Origin of the sequence: Flexivirga sp. (assembly GCF_035551235.1) — a bacterium.
Classification (GTDB): domain Bacteria; phylum Actinomycetota; class Actinomycetes; order Actinomycetales; family Dermatophilaceae; genus Flexivirga.
In genome coordinates this window covers 210,958-226,782 of sequence record NZ_DASZNO010000047.1, presented here as the reverse complement: position 1 = coordinate 226,782, position 15,825 = coordinate 210,958, and the positions used below count along the sequence as shown (strand labels likewise).

The 15,825-nt window shown below is 68.8% G+C and carries 14 protein-coding genes; 7 read left to right on the top strand and 7 right to left on the bottom strand.

Annotation, left to right across the window (positions count from 1 at the left end):
• Positions 1-3: 3 nt before the first annotated feature.
• Positions 4-1,605 carry a malate synthase A gene (gene aceB / locus VG502_RS17680; protein ID WP_325551397.1) on the bottom strand — a complete coding sequence of 534 codons (1,602 nt, stop codon included), beginning with the start codon at positions 1,603-1,605 and terminating at the stop codon, positions 4-6.
• A gap of 222 nt (positions 1,606-1,827) precedes the next feature.
• Here aceB and VG502_RS17675 point away from each other — a divergent pair, with 222 nt between their 5' ends.
• The 4 genes from VG502_RS17675 (at position 1,828) to VG502_RS17660 (ending at position 6,320) form a co-directional block, all read left to right on the top strand.
• Positions 1,828-3,042, top strand: coding sequence for an MFS transporter (locus VG502_RS17675; protein WP_325551396.1), 1,215 nt, complete (start codon positions 1,828-1,830; stop codon positions 3,040-3,042).
• A 106-nt stretch (positions 3,043-3,148) separates the two neighbouring features.
• Entirely contained in the window at positions 3,149-4,996 is a 1,848-nt protein-coding gene (gene lepA, locus VG502_RS17670; protein WP_325551395.1) for a translation elongation factor 4, read from the top strand.
• 81 nt (positions 4,997-5,077) lie between these two features.
• Entirely contained in the window at positions 5,078-5,791 is a 714-nt protein-coding gene (trmB, locus tag VG502_RS17665) for a tRNA (guanosine(46)-N7)-methyltransferase TrmB (protein ID WP_325551394.1), read from the top strand.
• Between the two features lie 58 nt (positions 5,792-5,849).
• Positions 5,850-6,320, top strand: a complete 471-nt coding sequence (locus tag VG502_RS17660; RefSeq protein WP_325551393.1) for a hotdog fold domain-containing protein — start codon at positions 5,850-5,852, stop codon at positions 6,318-6,320.
• Between the two features lie 2 nt (positions 6,321-6,322).
• Here the strand turns inward: VG502_RS17660 and VG502_RS17655 are convergent, their stop codons facing one another.
• Entirely contained in the window at positions 6,323-7,204 is an 882-nt protein-coding gene (locus tag VG502_RS17655; protein ID WP_325551392.1) for a LysR family transcriptional regulator, read from the bottom strand.
• 71 nt (positions 7,205-7,275) lie between these two features.
• On the opposite strand from VG502_RS17655, the gene VG502_RS17650 reads away from it, so the two are divergent.
• A complete protein-coding gene (locus VG502_RS17650; RefSeq protein ID WP_325551391.1) occupies positions 7,276-8,382 on the top strand; it encodes a YeiH family protein in 1,107 nt (368 codons plus the stop codon).
• Between the two features lie 13 nt (positions 8,383-8,395).
• On the opposite strand, the gene VG502_RS17645 is transcribed toward VG502_RS17650, so the two are convergent.
• On the bottom strand, positions 8,396-9,379 hold the full coding sequence (locus tag VG502_RS17645) for an N-acetylglucosamine kinase (protein ID WP_325551390.1): 984 nt from the start codon (positions 9,377-9,379) through the stop codon (positions 8,396-8,398).
• A gap of 62 nt (positions 9,380-9,441) precedes the next feature.
• Between VG502_RS17645 and hemW the strand changes: the two genes are divergently transcribed.
• The gene (hemW, locus tag VG502_RS17640) at positions 9,442-10,674 is read left to right on the top strand and encodes a radical SAM family heme chaperone HemW (RefSeq protein WP_325551389.1); all 1,233 of its coding nucleotides are present in this window, start codon (positions 9,442-9,444) and stop codon (positions 10,672-10,674) included.
• Here hemW and VG502_RS17635 read toward each other — a convergent pair.
• Positions 10,668-11,717, bottom strand: coding sequence for an RNA polymerase subunit sigma-70 (locus VG502_RS17635; protein ID WP_325551388.1), 1,050 nt, complete (start codon positions 11,715-11,717; stop codon positions 10,668-10,670). The two genes, hemW and VG502_RS17635, sit on opposite strands and share 7 nt — an antisense overlap.
• Positions 11,718-11,803: 86 nt before the next feature.
• Between VG502_RS17635 and VG502_RS17630 the strand changes: the two genes are divergently transcribed.
• The gene (locus tag VG502_RS17630; RefSeq protein ID WP_325551387.1) at positions 11,804-12,328 is read left to right on the top strand and encodes a DinB family protein; all 525 of its coding nucleotides are present in this window, start codon (positions 11,804-11,806) and stop codon (positions 12,326-12,328) included.
• Between the two features lie 96 nt (positions 12,329-12,424).
• Here VG502_RS17630 and nadC read toward each other — a convergent pair whose 3' ends face one another.
• From nadC to nadA, 3 genes are read right to left on the bottom strand one after another with little or no spacing between them, the layout of a single operon-like run.
• Positions 12,425-13,306, bottom strand: coding sequence for a carboxylating nicotinate-nucleotide diphosphorylase (gene nadC / locus VG502_RS17625; RefSeq protein ID WP_325551386.1), 882 nt, complete (start codon positions 13,304-13,306; stop codon positions 12,425-12,427).
• Positions 13,300-14,754, bottom strand: coding sequence for an L-aspartate oxidase (locus tag VG502_RS17620; protein ID WP_325551385.1), 1,455 nt, complete (start codon positions 14,752-14,754; stop codon positions 13,300-13,302). The genes nadC and VG502_RS17620 overlap by 7 nt, the downstream gene beginning before the upstream one ends.
• A complete protein-coding gene (gene nadA / locus VG502_RS17615) occupies positions 14,754-15,740 on the bottom strand; it encodes a quinolinate synthase NadA (protein WP_325551384.1) in 987 nt (328 codons plus the stop codon). Before nadA ends, VG502_RS17620 begins: the two co-directional genes overlap by 1 nt.
• Positions 15,741-15,825 lie beyond the last annotated feature (85 nt).

Sequence of the window (15,825 nt, the reverse complement as noted above, 5' to 3'; positions counted from 1 at the left end):
GGATCAGGGCATGCGTGCGTATGCCGGCAGGGTGAGGAAGTCTGCGTAGTCGTCCGCAACGGCGACCTGCAGGAACGTCGCCTTGGCGTCCTCGTAGTCGGCGGCGTCACCCGGCAGGTCGGCGATGACCTCGTCGACCAGCTTGAGCACCATGTCCGCGGTGACCTGCTCGCCGGTGTCGGCCAGCTTCACGTCGTTCTGGATCTGCTGCCAGATCTGCGAACGGCTGATCTCGGCGGTCGCCGCGTCCTCCATCAGGTTGTAGATGCCGACGGCACCGCGGCCGGCCAGCCACGACTTGAGGTACTGCAGCGCGACGTCGATGTTGCTGCGCAGGCCGGCGGAGGTCACGTCGCCCGGGGTCGACTTCACGTCGAGCAGCTGGGCGGCCTTGACGTCGGCGGCCGGGATGTTGTCGATCTGGTTCGGCCGGTCGCCGAGCACGCCGTCGAAGACGTCCTTGCACGTGCCGACCATGCCCGGGTGCGCCACCCAGGACCCGTCGAAGCCGTCGCCGGCCTCACGGGACTTGTCGGCGGTGACCTTCTCGTATGCCGCCTGGTTGACCGACTCGTCCTTGCTCGGGATGAACGCCGCCATACCGCCGATCGCGGACGCGCCGCGGCGGTGGCAGGTGTTGACCAGCAGCTGCGTGTAGGCACGCATGAACGGCACCGTCATACCCACCGAATTGCGGTCCGGGACAATGTAATCCGCGCCGCGGGTGCGGTAGGTCTTGATGACCGAGAAGAGGTAGTCCCACCGGCCGGCGTTGAGGCCGGAGGAGTGGTCGCGCAGCTCGTAGAGGATCTCCTCCATCTCGAACGCCGCGGGCAGCGTCTCGATGAGGCAGGTCGCGCGGATGGTGCCCTGCGGGATGCCGACGCGATCCTGGGCGAGGACGAACGCGTCGTTCCACAGCCGGGCTTCCTTGTGGCTCTCCATCTTCGGCAGGTAGAAGTACGGTCCCTTGCCGCGGTCGATCTGCTTCTGCGCGCAGGCGACGAAGTAGAGCGCGAAGTCGACGAGCGACCCGGAGGTCTCCTCGCCGTCCACCAGGATGTGCTTCTCGGGCATGTGCCAGCCGCGGGGCCGCACGATGATCGTGGGCTGCTTCTCCGGGGCGACGAGCTTGTACTCCTTGCCCTCCGGGCTGGTGAAGTCGATCGTGCCGTCGAGCGCGTCCTTGAGGTTCAGCGGACCCTCGACGACGTTCTCCCACAGCGGGGTGTTGGCATCCTCCTGGTCGGCCAGCCACGCCTTGGCGCCCGAGTTGAGTGCGTTGATCGTCATCTTGCGATCGGTGGGGCCGGTCATCTCGACGCGGCGGTCCTCCAGGCCGGGCGCCAGCGGCGCGACCTTCCACTCCGGGTCCTCACGGACCGATCGGGTCTCCTCCAGGAAGTCCAGATCCTTGCCGGCGGCCACATCTGCGACGCGCTGCTTGCGCGCTTCGAGGGCCTCGAGACGACGCGGGTTCAGCTCGCGGTGCAGCTCGGCGATGAGCTCCAGGGCGTTCGTGCTGAGGATCTCGTCATACCTCGGCTGGATCGGGCCAGTGACTTGCACGCCGTTCGGAAGCGTCGGCGTGGTCTCGTCGGACATTGGTGCAACCTCCACAATGTGATGTGAAACTTTCGCATGTCGGAATTTTCTGGCTCTCAAGGGCAGCCTAGCGTGCAGCCTCCCGACGATCCTTTCCGCCCTCGCCGTGCTCCGCAAGTGGCTGTCACGTGGCAGTCACCGCGGTGCCGACGGTGGGTGAATCCGATCACGGTCGGGCCGTTCTACTCGCGAGTAACCATCGTGACACGGAACGCTGGGTCGGTGACGACATCCCTGACTCCTCGCCGGAGCGCGACCGGCGACGACGAACCCCTGTCCGCGCTGCGGGTCAGGGCCGCGCTGTTCGCGCTCGCGCTCGGTGGTTTCGCCATCGGGACAACGGAATTCGTCACGATGGGCCTGCTCCCACAGATCGCCGACGGTGTGCACATCAGCATCCCGACGGCCGGGCACGTCGTCTCGGCATACGCGCTGGGCGTGGTCGTCGGTGCCCCCTTGGTGGCGATGCTGGTGGCCGGCGTACGGCGCAAGGTCGTCCTGGTCGCGCTGATGGTGGCGTTCGCTGTCGGGAACATCGGCTCGGCGATGGCACCGAACTACTCGTTGTTGCTCCTCGCGCGCTTCGTCAGCGGCCTGCCGCACGGGGCGTTCTTCGGTATCGGCTCGGTGGTGGCCGCCTCGCTCGTGCCGCGGCACCGGCGCACCTCCGCCGTCGCGATGATGCTGGCCGGCCTGACTGTCGCCAACATCGTGGGGGTGCCGCTGGGGACGCTGCTCGGCCAGCACCTGGGCTGGCAGTGGCCCTACGTCCTCGTCGGCGTGATCGCGCTGGTCACGGTGCTGGCGGTCCTCGCCTGGGTGCCGATGCAGGCCGCGGACCACGGTGCCTCCGCCCGCTCGGAGCTGAGCGCGCTCGCGCGTCCGCAGGTGTGGCTGACGCTGGGAGTCGGCACGGTCGGCTTCGGCGGCATGTTCGCGACCTTCTCCTACATCACGCCGACGATGACGCACCTCGCGGGTTTCCAGGACTCCGCGGTGCCCTTCATCCTGGTCGCGTACGGCGTGGGTATGACGCTCGGCACGATGCTGTCGGGACGCGTCGCGGCATACGGGATGTTGCGCGGGATGATCGCGATGCTGGCGGCGATCGCGGTGTTGCTGGCGGTCTTCGGCGTGCTGGCTCAGGCCCGGCCGACCGCGGTGCTGGCCGTGTTCCTGCTCGGGCTGCTGCCGTCGGTGCTGGTGCCGTTGCTGCAGACGCGGCTGATGGACGTCGCGAACGAGGGGCAGTCGCTGGCGGCCGCCCTGAACCACTCGACGCTGAACATCGCCAATGCGCTCGGGGCCTGGCTGGGCAGTGTCGTGCTCGCACACGGCCTCGGCTACGAGTGGCCCAGCCGGGTCGGCGCGGTGCTGGCCGTGGCCGGCATCGTGATCGCCGGTGCCAGCGCGCTGCTCGCCCGCCGCGAGAAATGAGACCCGACCGCGGAATTTCCCGGGTTCGGACGATGGCGTCTCCCGTGGGAGACTGTGCCAAGTCACCCGATCCCGCTCGTTCTCGAGGTAAGCCCCGTTGTCTCCCATGGCTCGTCAGGCGCTGCCGCCCGCCGCAACGCCCCCGGACCTGATCCGGAACTTCTGCATCATCGCCCACATCGACCACGGCAAGTCGACGCTGGCCGATCGGATGCTGCAGATCACCGGCGTCGTCGAACAGCGGGCGATGCGCGCGCAGTACCTCGACCGCATGGACATCGAGCGGGAGCGTGGCATCACGATCAAGAGCCAGGCGGTCCGTATGCCGTGGGAGGCGGCCGACACGACCTACTGCCTCAACATGATCGACACACCCGGACACGTCGACTTCACCTATGAGGTGTCGCGCTCGCTGGCGGCCTGCGAGGGCGCGATCCTGCTGGTGGACGCGGCGCAGGGCATCGAGGCGCAGACGCTGGCGAACCTCTACCTCGCCATGGAGAACGACCTGACGATCATCCCGGTGCTGAACAAGATCGACCTGCCGGCAGCGCAGCCGGAGCGGTATGCCGAGGAGCTCGCCGGTCTCATCGGCTGCGATCCGGCCGATGTGCTGCAGGTGTCGGGCAAGACCGGTGTGGGCGTCGAGCCGCTGCTGGACGAGATCGTGCGGCAGATCCCCGCACCACAGGGTGACGCCGAGGCTCCTGCGCGAGCGATGATCTTCGACTCGGTCTATGACACCTACCGCGGTGTGGTGACCTACGTGCGTGTCATCGACGGCTCGTTGAGCCCGCGCGAACGCATCGAGATGATGTCGACCGGCGCCATCCACGACCTGCTCGAGATCGGTGTGATCTCACCGGAGCCGAAGCCGTCGGACGGCCTGGGCGTCGGCGAGGTCGGTTACCTCATCACCGGGGTGAAGGACGTGCGGCAGTCCCGTGTCGGTGACACCGTGACGTCCGCCCGGCACGGTGCGACGACGGCGTTGGGCGGCTACCGCGATCCGAAGCCGATGGTCTACTCCGGGCTCTACCCGATCGACGGCTCGGACTATCCGATCCTGCGGGACGCCCTCGACAAGCTGAAGCTCAACGACGCCGCGCTCGTCTACGAGCCGGAGACGTCGGCCGCTCTCGGCTTCGGGTTCCGGATCGGCTTCCTCGGCATGCTGCACCTGGAGATCGTCCGCGAGCGGCTGGAGCGCGAGTTCGACCTCGACCTGATCTCGACCCTGCCGAGCGTGGTCTATGACGTGAAGCTCGACGACGGTCAGGTCGTGACGGTGACCAATCCGAGCGAGTTCCCCGACGGCAAGGTCTCCTCGATCACCGAGCCGGTGGTGCGCGGCACGATCCTGGCACCCAGTGAGTTCATCGGCGCGGTCATGGAGCTGTGCCAGTCGCGGCGCGGGACGCTGCGCGGCATGGACTACCTCTCGCCCGAGCGGGTGGAGATGCGCTACACGCTGCCGCTCGCCGAGATCGTCTTCGACTTCTTCGACGCGTTGAAGTCCAAGACCCGCGGATATGCCTCTCTCGACTACGAACCCGATGGTGAGCAGGAGGCCGACCTGGTCAAGGTCGATGTGCTGCTGCAGGGGGACAAGGTCGACGCGTTCTCCAACATCGTGCACCGCGACAAGGCCTATGCGTATGGCGTGTCGATGGCGACCAAGCTCAAGGACCTCATCCCGCGGCAGCAGTTCGAGGTGCCGATCCAGGCGGCGATCGGCACGCGCGTGATCGCCCGCGAGAACATCCGCGCCATCCGCAAGGACGTGCTGGCCAAGTGCTACGGCGGTGACATCAGCCGGAAGCGCAAGCTGCTGGAGAAGCAGAAGGAAGGCAAGAAGCGGATGAAGATGGTCGGCTCCGTCGAGGTCCCGCAGGAGGCCTTCATCGCCGCGCTGTCGCAGGATTCCGGAGCTGCCGAGAAGGCGAAGAAGTAAGTGTCGCAACCGGATTCGGCGCACGCCTCTGTCGCCAACCACTTGGCGCGCACACGGTCGTTCACGCGGCGGGGCGGGCGGATGGCAGAGCGGCATCACCGCGCGCTGGCCGAGCACGGCCCGGCATACGTGCTGGATGTGCCGATGGTCGGCCAGGGTACGACGGTCGAGCCCGACTTCCGCCTCGATGTGGCGACGGCCTTCGGTCGGACGGCGCCGCTGGTCGTCGAGATCGGCTCCGGCGGCGGCGACTGCGTGGTCCACGCCGCCAAGCAGGCGCCCGGGGTCAACTTCCTGGCGATCGAGGTCTGGATCCCGGGCGTGGCCCAGACGATCGCCAAGGCCGTCCACGAGGGCGTCGACAACGTTCGGCTGATCTGCGCCGATGCGGCCCAGGCACTGCCGAGCATGCTCGGTCCGGGCAGTGTGCGGGAGGTGTGGACGTTCTTCCCGGACCCGTGGCCGAAGTCCAAGCATCACAAGCGACGTCTTGTGCAACCGGAGTTCGCCGACAAGGTCGCCGATCTGCTGGAGCCGGAAGGCAATTGGCGGCTCGCCACGGACTGGGCTGACTACGCCTGGCAGATCCGGGACGTCGTCGAGGGCTGCCCGCGGTTGGTCAACCCGTATGCCGGAAGGCTCGCCGACCCGGGCGATGCCGAGGTCGATCCGCGCGGTGACCACGGTGGCTTCGCGCCACGCTTCGAGGGCCGGGTGGAGACCCGCTTCGAGCGCAAGGGACTCCGGGTCGACCGGATCGTCCGGGACGTCGTCGGGACCAAGCTGGTTGAGTAGCGGAGCTGCGCAGCGGGGGAGTGTATCGAAACCGGCTACTGACCAGTAACATCGGCGCATGACGTCGACATACCAGCTGTATCAGCGCCTGACCGCCAAGCCGTTCGGACGGCAGCTCTTCGCGCTGGGGTTCATGGCCCGGGCTCCCTACTTCGCGACCGTGCAACCCCAGGTCCGGGAGATGGCGCCCAACCGCGGCGTGGTGCGGATCCGCAAGTGGCGCGGCGTGCAGAACCACATCGGCACGATCCACGCGATCGCGGTGGCGAACGGTATGGAAGCGGCCATGGGACTGCTCGCGGAGGCGACGGTCAAGCCGGGAACTCGCTGGATTCCCAAGGGGATTCAGCTCGAATACATCACCAAGGTGCCGAGTGCGGTCGACTGCATCGCCGAGACCGATCCGGCCGACTGGGACCAGCCGACACCGCATGAGGTGAACGTGCGCGTGGTGGGGAAGCTGGCCGACGGCACCGAGGTCGTGCGCGGCGTCATACCGCTGTGGGTGACCGAGAACCGCCGGTCCTGACGTCAGCTGCGTTTCGCGATCGCCACGAGTTCGGCCGGCGCGCCACGCAATCGGCGTGGTCCGGTCCAGACGGCGCGCAGTTGCCGGCGCAGGCCGAGCGTGGTCCGGACCTCGCACAGGGTGCCGCCGGCGAGTGCGTCGGACACCGCGAGCCGGCTCAGCACAGCGGGAGCCGTACCCGACAGCACACTGACGCGCACCGCCGCATTGCTGGCGAGTTCGAGCATCGGCCGGGCCGGCGCACCGAGCGCCTCGTCGAGGGCGACGCGCGTGCCCGAGCCGGCCTCGCGCATCACGAGTCGCGTCGCGCCCAGCTCCGCCTCCGTCACCGGCGTCCGCCGGTGGGCCCACTCGTGCTGCGGCGGAACAACGAGGACCAACTCGTCGTGAGCGACTACCAGATGGTTCACGCCACGGGGCGGACGCGGGCCCTCGATGAAGCCGAGATCGCACCGTGCCTCGCGCAGGTCGTCGAGGACGTCGTGGGTGTTGTGCACGTGGACCTCGATCCGTAGCTCCGGATGCGTGTCGCGCAGGGCTGCCAGCCAGGAGGGCAACAGGTGCTCGGCAACCGTCTGGCTGGCCGCCACGACGATCGATTCGGCGCTGTCGGTCGCGAGCGACGTTGCGCCCTCTGACAATTCGCGTGCCGCCTGGATGACCTTCCGGGACCATTCGACGACCAGCAGGCCCGAGGCGGTCAGCGTCGAACCGTGCGTCGACCGGTGCAGCAGAGTAACTCCGAGATGACGTTCCAGCCGCGCGATCGAACGGCTGGCGTTGGGCTGAGCGACCCCGGTGGCTCGTGCGCCGGCCGACAGGCTGCCGTGGTCGGCGACGGCGACAAGCAGCTCGAGCGCGCTCAGGTCCGGCCAGTCCCTCATATGCGGAGGATATACCCGCCATGGGGATATGACGGCTACCGTGCCACTCCGCATTCCCCGAGCCTTGAAGCATGGGAACGACGAAGCTCCACAGTGCGGAAGTGTCCGGGCGCACCGCCGGTGACCTCGAGGCGGATGGTCGCGATCTCGATACGCATCCTGGTTCCTCGTCCGCTGCTCGATCCGCAGTGCCCGGGGTTCTCGTCGCTTTCGTGATCGCTTGTGTGGCAACGGTCTTCGGCCACTTCGCGCCGGTCATCGGTGGCCCGGTCTTCGGGATCGTCCTCGGCATCGTCGCCGGCAGCACTGTCCCGATGTTGCACGGCGATCGTCGTTTCGCGCCGGGCGTGGAATTCGCCGGTAAGACGGTGCTGCAGCTGTCGATCGTCGTGCTGGGGACCGGCCTGTCGCTGTCACAGGTGGTCCACGTCGGCGGTGATTCGCTGCCGGTGATGCTCGGAACCTTCGCCGTGTCGATCGGCGGAGCGTTCGTCCTCGGGCGCCTGCTCGGCATCAACGGTGAGCTGGCGACCCTCATCGGGGTCGGCACGGGCATCTGTGGCGCCTCCGCCATCGCCGCCACCACGGCCGTCATACGCCCGAAGCAGTCGAACGTCGCCTACGCCATCGGGACGATCTTCACCTTCAACATCCTTGCGGTGCTGCTGTTTCCGCCGATCGGTCACCTGATCGGTATGACGGGTCACTCGTTCGGGCTGTGGAGTGGCACGGCCGTCAACGACACCTCATCGGTCGTCGCCGCGGCATACAGTTTCGGCGACGGTGCCGGACCGTACGCGATCGTCGTCAAGCTGACCCGGTCGTTGTTGATCATCCCGATCGTCGTCGTGCTCGCGTTCGTGACGGCACGACGCGACGCGGCCGGCAACGGCGAGCGGGCGCGGATTCCGTGGCGCAAGGTGGTGCCGGCGTTCCTCATCGGTTTCCTGGTGGCCGCCGCGCTCAACTCGCTCGGGGCGATCCCGGCCGCGTGGCACGAAGGCCTGACCTTCACCGGGACCTTCCTGATCACCGTCGCCCTCGCGGCCATCGGGGTGGGGATGCGACCCGCGCAGCTGCGGCAGGCCGGCGCGCGTCCGCTCGCCCTCGGAGCGATGCTGTGGGTGTGCGTGTCGCTCGCGAGCCTCGGCCTGCAAGCCGTCACCGGCACCCTCTGAATCGCTCCGGGGTTCAGTGCCGAGAACGTATGCCGGCCAACGAGATCCGAGCATGATCATGCAATTCGGCGTCGACGGTGACGCCGGCCGAACGCAGGTTCATGCTGACTGCGCCGAGCGTGCCGTCCGCCACGGGTATGACGGGGCCGGTCCAACCGCGCTGCCGCAAGAGGTCGGTCACGCGAGTGCGCAGTCCCTCCTGGTGGAAGAGCACGCTCCCGCCCACCACCAGCGGCGCGTCACGATCGGGTGAGTCGACTGCGGCGACCGTCTCGGCGAGGGCGGCGCCCGCCTCGTCGACGATCGACCGGGCCGTCTCATCGATGCCCGCCTGAGCGAACGCCAATGGCGCGAAGCGTGCGATGCCGGGCGTCGGGATCGCGTAGAGGTTCGTGACGAGTTGATCGAGCAGCACGTCCTTGTCGGCGGATCGATCGCCCTTCACACCCGCCTCGGGCAGCAACGCATCGGTCAGCGAGGTGCGGGGACCGCGGCCGTCCAGGTCGGCCGTGACCGCACGCACGACCCGGCGGGCGATCCAGTAGCCGGAGCCGTCATCGCCGAGCAGCCACCCGCGTCCGTCGCTGCGCGCGACCGTGCTGCCGCCGCGAATGACGATCGCCGCAGCACCGGTGCCGGAGACAAGGGCGGCGCCACCCAGTTGTGCGGTGCCCGTGAAGAACATCGCCTCCGGGTCGCTGCCCAGCTGAAGCGGCGCACTCACACCGAGTTGCTGGAGGCCGCGTTCGACGCCGGTGAGGCCGATCGCGGACCCGGCCATGGCTGCCAGGGCGTGTTCGATGTCATCCGGCACGGCTCCCGCCTGCGCCAACGCGTCACTGGCCGCCGAACGCATCGTATTCGCAACACTTTCCACGCCTGAGGCGGTGGGATTTCCGCCACCGGCGACGCCATACCCGGAGCAGTTCCCCGCGGCGTCGTGGACCAGGGCCCGCGTGGAGGTGCCGCCGGCGTCGACGGTGAGGAAGAGGCTCATGGCTCCATTCAATCGGGCGGCCGCCACCGGGGTCCTCATCGGGGCGGACCTACCATTGGGACGTGCCTTCAGCCCTGCCCGACGGAGACCCCGTCCCGTCCGACGGTTCGCTGCCTGCGACGGCGCTGGCGGGGCTCGGCGAGCGGCAACTCGGCATCTACCTGCACGTGCCGTTCTGCTCGGTCCGTTGTGGCTACTGCGACTTCAACACCTACACGATCAGCGAGCTCGGGGGACATGGCGCGAGCGTGGCGACGTATGCCGATGCGGCCGTCGCCGAGTTGGGTCTCGCCCGCAGGGTGCTGGGTGATGACGCACCCGCGGTGAGCACCGTGTTCGTCGGCGGGGGGACACCGACGATGCTGCGTGCCGACGATCTGGTGCTGATGCTCGGTGAGGTGGGTGAGGGCTTCGGTCTGCAACCCGGCGCCGAGGTGACGACCGAGGCGAACCCCGACACGGTGAACCCGCAGGTCGCGCGGGCACTGGCGGCCGGCGGCTTCAACCGGGTCAGCCTCGGCATGCAGTCGGCGGTCCCGCACGTGCTCGCGACCTTGGAACGCACCCATGATCCGGCCGGCGTGGCGACCGCGGTGCGGGCGGTGCGTGAGGCCGGTATGCAGGTCAGCCTCGACCTCATCTACGGCACGCCGGGGGAGAGCATCGACGACTGGCGGCGCAGTCTCGAGGCGGCGGTCGAGCTGGAGCCGGATCACATCAGCGCGTACGCACTCGTGGTGGAGGACGGCACCAAACTCGCCGCGCAGGTACGCCGCGGACTCGTCCGGATGCCCGAGGACGACGACGAGGCGGCGAAGTACGAGATCGCCGAATCGGTCCTGTCTACAGCGGGTTTCGACTGGTACGAGATCAGCAACTGGGCGCGCCGCCCGGACGCCCGCTGCCGGCACAACGAGCTCTACTGGCGCGGCGACCACTGGTGGGGCATCGGACCCGGTGCGCACAGTCACGTCGGAGGTGTGCGCTGGTGGAACGTGAAACACCCTGCGCCCTATGCGGATCGGGTGATGTCAGGTGTGTCGCCCGGTGCCGGGCGCGAGCTGCTCACCGCCGAGCAGCGGTATGACGAGCAGGTCCTGCTCGGCATACGGCTGACCGAGGGTCTGCCACTGGATGCCCTGCAGGCGCCCGGTCGGGCTGCGGTTGCCGGACTCATCGCGGACGGCCTGCTCGACGGTGCCGCCGCGGTACGCCTGGAGCGGCCCGCTGCCCGGTTGACCCTGCGAGGGCGACTGCTGGCCGACACCGTGGTGCGCGCGCTGCTCGCCTACTGACCGACCGGCGGTAACTCGGCCGGTAGCCCGAGCGCGATGAAGTGCTCGAGGCCGAGGAAGGACGTGATGCCCGAGATCCGGGTGTCGCGCAGGGTAAGGGCGGTGATGGCCCACGCTCCGTGGCTCGGTGCACCCTCCGGGCGCAGATAACACGCGACCGCCGGCTGCGCGTTGACGGTCGTCGGCAGGGTCCGCCAGCTGCCGCAGTTGCCCATCGGCACCTGCGCGGCGAAATCTTCGACCGCGGCCCGTCCGGCATACCAGTGCGGCATCGGTGGCATCGCCCAGGTGACGTCGGCGGTGACCAGGTCGACGAGCGCGTCGGTGTCGCGCCGCTCGAGTGCAGCCGTGAAGTGCTCGACGATCGCGTGCAGTTGCCGGTCGCCCATGCGGCGCGCGGTGACCTGTTGCGACGGGTCCGGCACGCGCCGGGCGATCGTCGTGCGGGCTCGCTGCAGCGCGCTGTTGACCGAGGTCGTCGTGGTGCGCATCATCGTCGCGATCTCCTCGGCCGGGAAACCGAGCACGTCGAAGAGCAGCAGGGCTGCGCGCTGGTTGCCCGGTAGGTGTTGGAGGGCCGCGACGAAGGCCAGCTCCACCGCTTCGCGCTGTTCGTACCGTGCGGCAGGCGAAGCAGTGCCCTGTGGTGCCTCACCGGCATACGGGCTGAGCCAGGCGATGTCGCCGTTGGGTGCGTCGTCGACGACGGCTCGCGCGCTGGACGGTCCGAGATCGACCGGCATGGCCCGGCGACCACGGGCCCGGGCGAGGTCGATGCACGATCGCGTCGCCACCGTGTAGAGCCAGGTCCGCAGCGTGCTGCGGCCCTCGAAGTCGCCGAGCCCACGCCAGGCCTTGACCAGCGTTTCCTGCAGGGCGTCGTCGGCGTCATGAGCCGCTGCGAGCATCCGGTAGCAGTGTGCGTGCAGTTCGGGCAGCAGCGGTCGCACCAGCCGGTCGTATGCCGCCCGGTCGCCCCGGCCGGCCAGCCGCAGGTCGCTGTCGGCATCCGGTGACGCGTCCCGGGAAGAAATTTCGCTCACACCCGATGAGTATGCCGCGAGCGCAACGTCTCACCCAGGACAGAGGACGAACGGCGGGGCTACCAGCCCGCAGAAGGAGCTGAACCATGAACACAACTGTCGCGGTGAGTGCGGACATCGAGAAGGAGACGCTGACGGCATACCTGCGCGAGCAGCGTGCGGCGGTGCTGGCCATCGTGGAGGGGCTCGACGAGGCCGCACTGCGCAAGCCGGTGGTTCCGTCGGGATGGACACCGATCGGGCTGATCTGGCATCTCGGTGGTGCCGAGATGTACTGGTTCCAGATCGTGCTGGCCGGTCGGGTGCCCGACGACGAGGAGGGCGGGGACGGTGACGAGTCGGCCGATGAGGATCAGGGTTTCCGTGTCGACGACCCGATCGACGAGGTGCTCGAGGCCTACCGCGCGCAGTGCCGCCAGTCGGACGAGGTCCTCGCGTCGGTCTCGCTGGATGACGGACCGCGGGGCCCGATCGCCCCGCAGCACACCGAGCTCGCGACCAGTGTGCGAACCATCGTGCTGCACATGATCGAGGAGACCGCCCGGCACGCCGGCCACCTGGACATCGCGCGGGAACTCCTCGACGGACGCACCGGTCTCGGCCCGCGGTAGAAGGTTGGCCCCCCGCCTTGCCGAGTGACGGCTTCTTCGCCGAATGACGGTCCGATTGGGTCGTCACTCGGCGAAGAAGCCGTCACTCGCGGGGGATCAGGCCAGGAGGTCGAGGCCGAAGTCGTGGCACGTGACGCTGTGGGTCAGTGCGCCGATCGAGATCGCATCGGCGCCCGCACGGGCGAGCTCCTGCACGGTCTCCTCGTTGACGCCTCCGGACACTTCCACGATCAGCGGTGCCGGATGTCGGCGGACGTGCGTGATGCCCGTGGCGACCTGCCAGGCCTCCATGTTGTCCAGCAGGACCGCGTGGACGACCGGCGCCCTGCCCTGCGTGATGCGTTCGGCGTCGAACGCCAGCACCGTGTCGAGCTGCTCGATCGTGTCGACCTCGATCTCGACGCGCACCAGGTGACCGACGCCGGCGGCAAGTCGCTCGAGGACGGGAAGCAGGCCACCGCCGAGGCCGATGTGGTTGTCCTTGACCAGGATTGCGTCATACAGGCCGAAGCGGTGGTTGGTGCCGCCCCCGTCGAGCACGGCGCGCTTCTCCAGCTCGCGCAGGCCCGGTGTCGTCTTGCGGGTGTCGACGATCCGTGCCTTGGTGCCGTCGACCAGTCCGACGAAAACGCTGGTGCGAGAGGCGATCCCGGTCAGATGGCCCAGGAGGTTCAGTGCCGTCCGCTCGGCGGTGAGCACCGAACGTGCCGAGCCACGGACCGTCGCCACGACGTCGTCGGCCGCGAGCTTGTCACCCGCGTGCTTGGCCCACTCGATCTGCAGGGAGGGGTCGACCGCGGTGAAGGTGGCCGCGGCGGCGTCATCCCCGGAGAGGACCCCGTCCTGCCTGCTGACGATGTATGCCGAGCCGGTCGCCTCGGCCGGCACGGTCAACCGGGTGGTGAGGTCACCGCCCAGGCCGAGGTCCTCGGTCAGCGCGGTGCGCACGACACGGTCGAGTTCGGGGGTGGTCAGCATGCTGTGGCTCCTTGCGGTGTGTCGGTAGCTGCATGGACGTCGTCGGTGCGCCGGTGGGCGCCGACGCTGCGCGGGTGCGCCAGCGCGGACCGGGCGATGAGCCAGGCGACATACGCCACGTCATCACCGGTGTGCGGTGCCAGCGCGTCGACCGCACGTTCCAGGGTCGCACCATCACGCAGGACGCCGCATGCGCTGCCGAGCAGAGCGCGCACCTTTTGCACGGGCATGGCCGCAGCGTCGTCGCGGGGGTGCACCGTTGCGGGATCGACCGCAGGCAGGGCGTCGGCCCACGGCCCGGTGATCGGGTGTGCCGCGTCTTGCGCTGCCGCGCGACCGGTCACGACCGCCTCGAGCAACGAGTTGGACGCGAGTCGGTTGGCGCCGTGCAGACCGGTGCGGGAGACCTCACCGATCGCCCAGAGGCCGGGCACCGAGGTGCGGCTGCGCTGGTCGACGGTGATGCCGCCCATCGAGTAGTGCAGGGCCGGGCGGACCGGCAGCAGGTCGCGCGCGAGGTCGAGTCCGCAGTCGGCGGTGAGCCCGGCGACGGCGGGGAATTTGCTTGTGACGTCGGGGATTTCGCGAGCATCGAGCCGGACGGTGCGGCCGGCGCTGAGCTGCTCCCAGACCGCGGCGGCCACCACGTCACGCGGTTGCAACTCCTCGACGAACCGGGCGCCGTCCGCCAGGAGCGTCGCGCCGGCGCCACGCAGCGCCTCGGTGAGTAGCGGCAGTGGGTCGCGGTCGACGTCGAGAGCGGTGGGGTGGAACTGCACGAGGTGCAGGTCGTCGGTGCGGGCGCCGACCCGGGCTGCAAGGGCCACGCCCTGGCCGAGAGCCGTCGTCGGATTGGTGGTGTGGGACCAGAGTCCGCCCAGTCCACCGGTGGCCAGCACGACCCGATCGGTCTCCAGGGTCTCCTCGGTGCCGTCGGCGCGGCGGACCACGAGGCCGCACACTGCGCCGTCATCGTCGACGAGAAGCTGCGCGGCAGAATGGTTTTCGCGCACCTCGATCGTGGGGGAGTGCAGGACGGCCGACGCCATACAGGCAGTGATGGCGGCGCCGCTGTGGTCGCCGGCGTGAGCGACGCGCGGTCGGCTGTGACCGCCCTCGAGCGCGAGGTCGAGGCTGCCGTCGGATGCGCGGTCGAACGGCACCTCGAGTTCGGTCAGCAGCCTGATGATCTCCGGGGCGACGGAGGTGATCCTGTCGATGACGGCGCGGTCGCCCGCGAAGGCCCCCGCGCGCCAGGTGTCGTCGGCGTGGTCCTGCGGCGAGTCGTTCGGGGCGAGCGCCGCAGCGACGCCGCCCTGGGCCCACATGCTGGCCGCTCCGGAGGTCAGGGACGCGGCGGTGACCAGCACGCACGGCTCGGGTGACGCCCACGCGCAGGTGAGTCCGGCGAGGCCGGATCCGACGACGACGATCCGGTTGTCCTTCATCAGTGCACCTCCAGCATACGGTCGATGGCGCGGCGGGCAGGGGCGGCGACAGCGGGGTCGACGTCGATCTCCGGGCCGCCGGTCTCCAGCGCAGTTCGTATGGCGCCCAACGTGTTTCGCTTCATGTGCGGGCACAGGTTGCAGGGCCGCACGAACTCGAGGTCCGGGTGCTCCGCGGCGATGTTGTCGCTCATCGAGCACTCGGTGATCAGTGCGACGCTTGCCGGGTGCTCGGTCTCGACATACCGCTGCATGTCCGCGGTCGAGCCGGCGAAGTCGGCCTCCGCGACGACCTCGGGCGGGCACTCGGGATGTGCCAGGACGGTCACACCGGGGTGCCCCTGGCGGATCTGCACGATGTCCAGCGGGGTGAAGCGCTCGTGCACCTCGCACGCACCGGGGTGGGTCACGACCTCGACGCCGGTCAGGGCGGCGATGTTCCGGGCGAGGTACTGGTCGGGGATCATGATCACCTTGTCGACGCCGAGCGATCTGATGATCTGGACGGCGTTGCCGGACGTGCAGCAGATGTCACTCGCTGCCTTCACCGCCGCCGAGGTGTTGACGTAGGTGACCACCGGTGCGCCCGGGTGCTCCTTGCGCAGCTGCGCAATGTCTTGCGGCGTAATGCTTTCGGCGAGCGAGCAACCCGAGCGCAGGTCGGGCAGCAGCACCCGCTTGCTCGGGTTGAGCAGCTTGGCGGTCTCCGCCATGAAGTGCACTCCGGCCAGCACGATGGTGCCGGCGTCGACCTTCTCGGCCTCGCGCGCCAGCGCCAGCGAGTCGCCCCTGATGTCGGCGACACCGTGGAACACCTCGGGCGTCATGTAGTTGTGCGCCAGGATCACGGCATCCTGCTCGCGCTTCAGTCGATGGATCGCCTCGATGTCTTCGGCATACATCGCCCACTCGACCTCGGGGATGACGTGCCGGACCGCCTCGTATGCCGCGGCGTGGTCGTAGGACTGCAACTCGCTGATGCTCACCATCGACTCCTCGGATTGATAAATGCTCAATGTGAGTAAATGCTGAACCTGAGCATAACACCGCCGCGAGAAGGGTCTCGATCGG

Coding starts and splice junctions, on each gene's coding strand:
- aceB (WP_325551397.1), bottom strand. CDS start 1,605: ATGTCCGACGAGACCACGCCGACGCTTCCGAACGGCGTGCAAGTCACT.
- lepA (WP_325551395.1), top strand. CDS start 3,149: ATGGCTCGTCAGGCGCTGCCGCCCGCCGCAACGCCCCCGGACCTGATC.
- trmB (WP_325551394.1), top strand. CDS start 5,078: ATGGCAGAGCGGCATCACCGCGCGCTGGCCGAGCACGGCCCGGCATAC.
- VG502_RS17660 (WP_325551393.1), top strand. CDS start 5,850: ATGACGTCGACATACCAGCTGTATCAGCGCCTGACCGCCAAGCCGTTC.
- VG502_RS17655 (WP_325551392.1), bottom strand. CDS start 7,204: ATGAGGGACTGGCCGGACCTGAGCGCGCTCGAGCTGCTTGTCGCCGTC.
- VG502_RS17650 (WP_325551391.1), top strand. CDS start 7,276: ATGGGAACGACGAAGCTCCACAGTGCGGAAGTGTCCGGGCGCACCGCC.
- VG502_RS17645 (WP_325551390.1), bottom strand. CDS start 9,379: ATGAGCCTCTTCCTCACCGTCGACGCCGGCGGCACCTCCACGCGGGCC.
- VG502_RS17630 (WP_325551387.1), top strand. CDS start 11,804: ATGAACACAACTGTCGCGGTGAGTGCGGACATCGAGAAGGAGACGCTG.
- nadC (WP_325551386.1), bottom strand. CDS start 13,306: ATGCTGACCACCCCCGAACTCGACCGTGTCGTGCGCACCGCGCTGACC.
- VG502_RS17620 (WP_325551385.1), bottom strand. CDS start 14,754: ATGAAGGACAACCGGATCGTCGTCGTCGGATCCGGCCTCGCCGGACTC.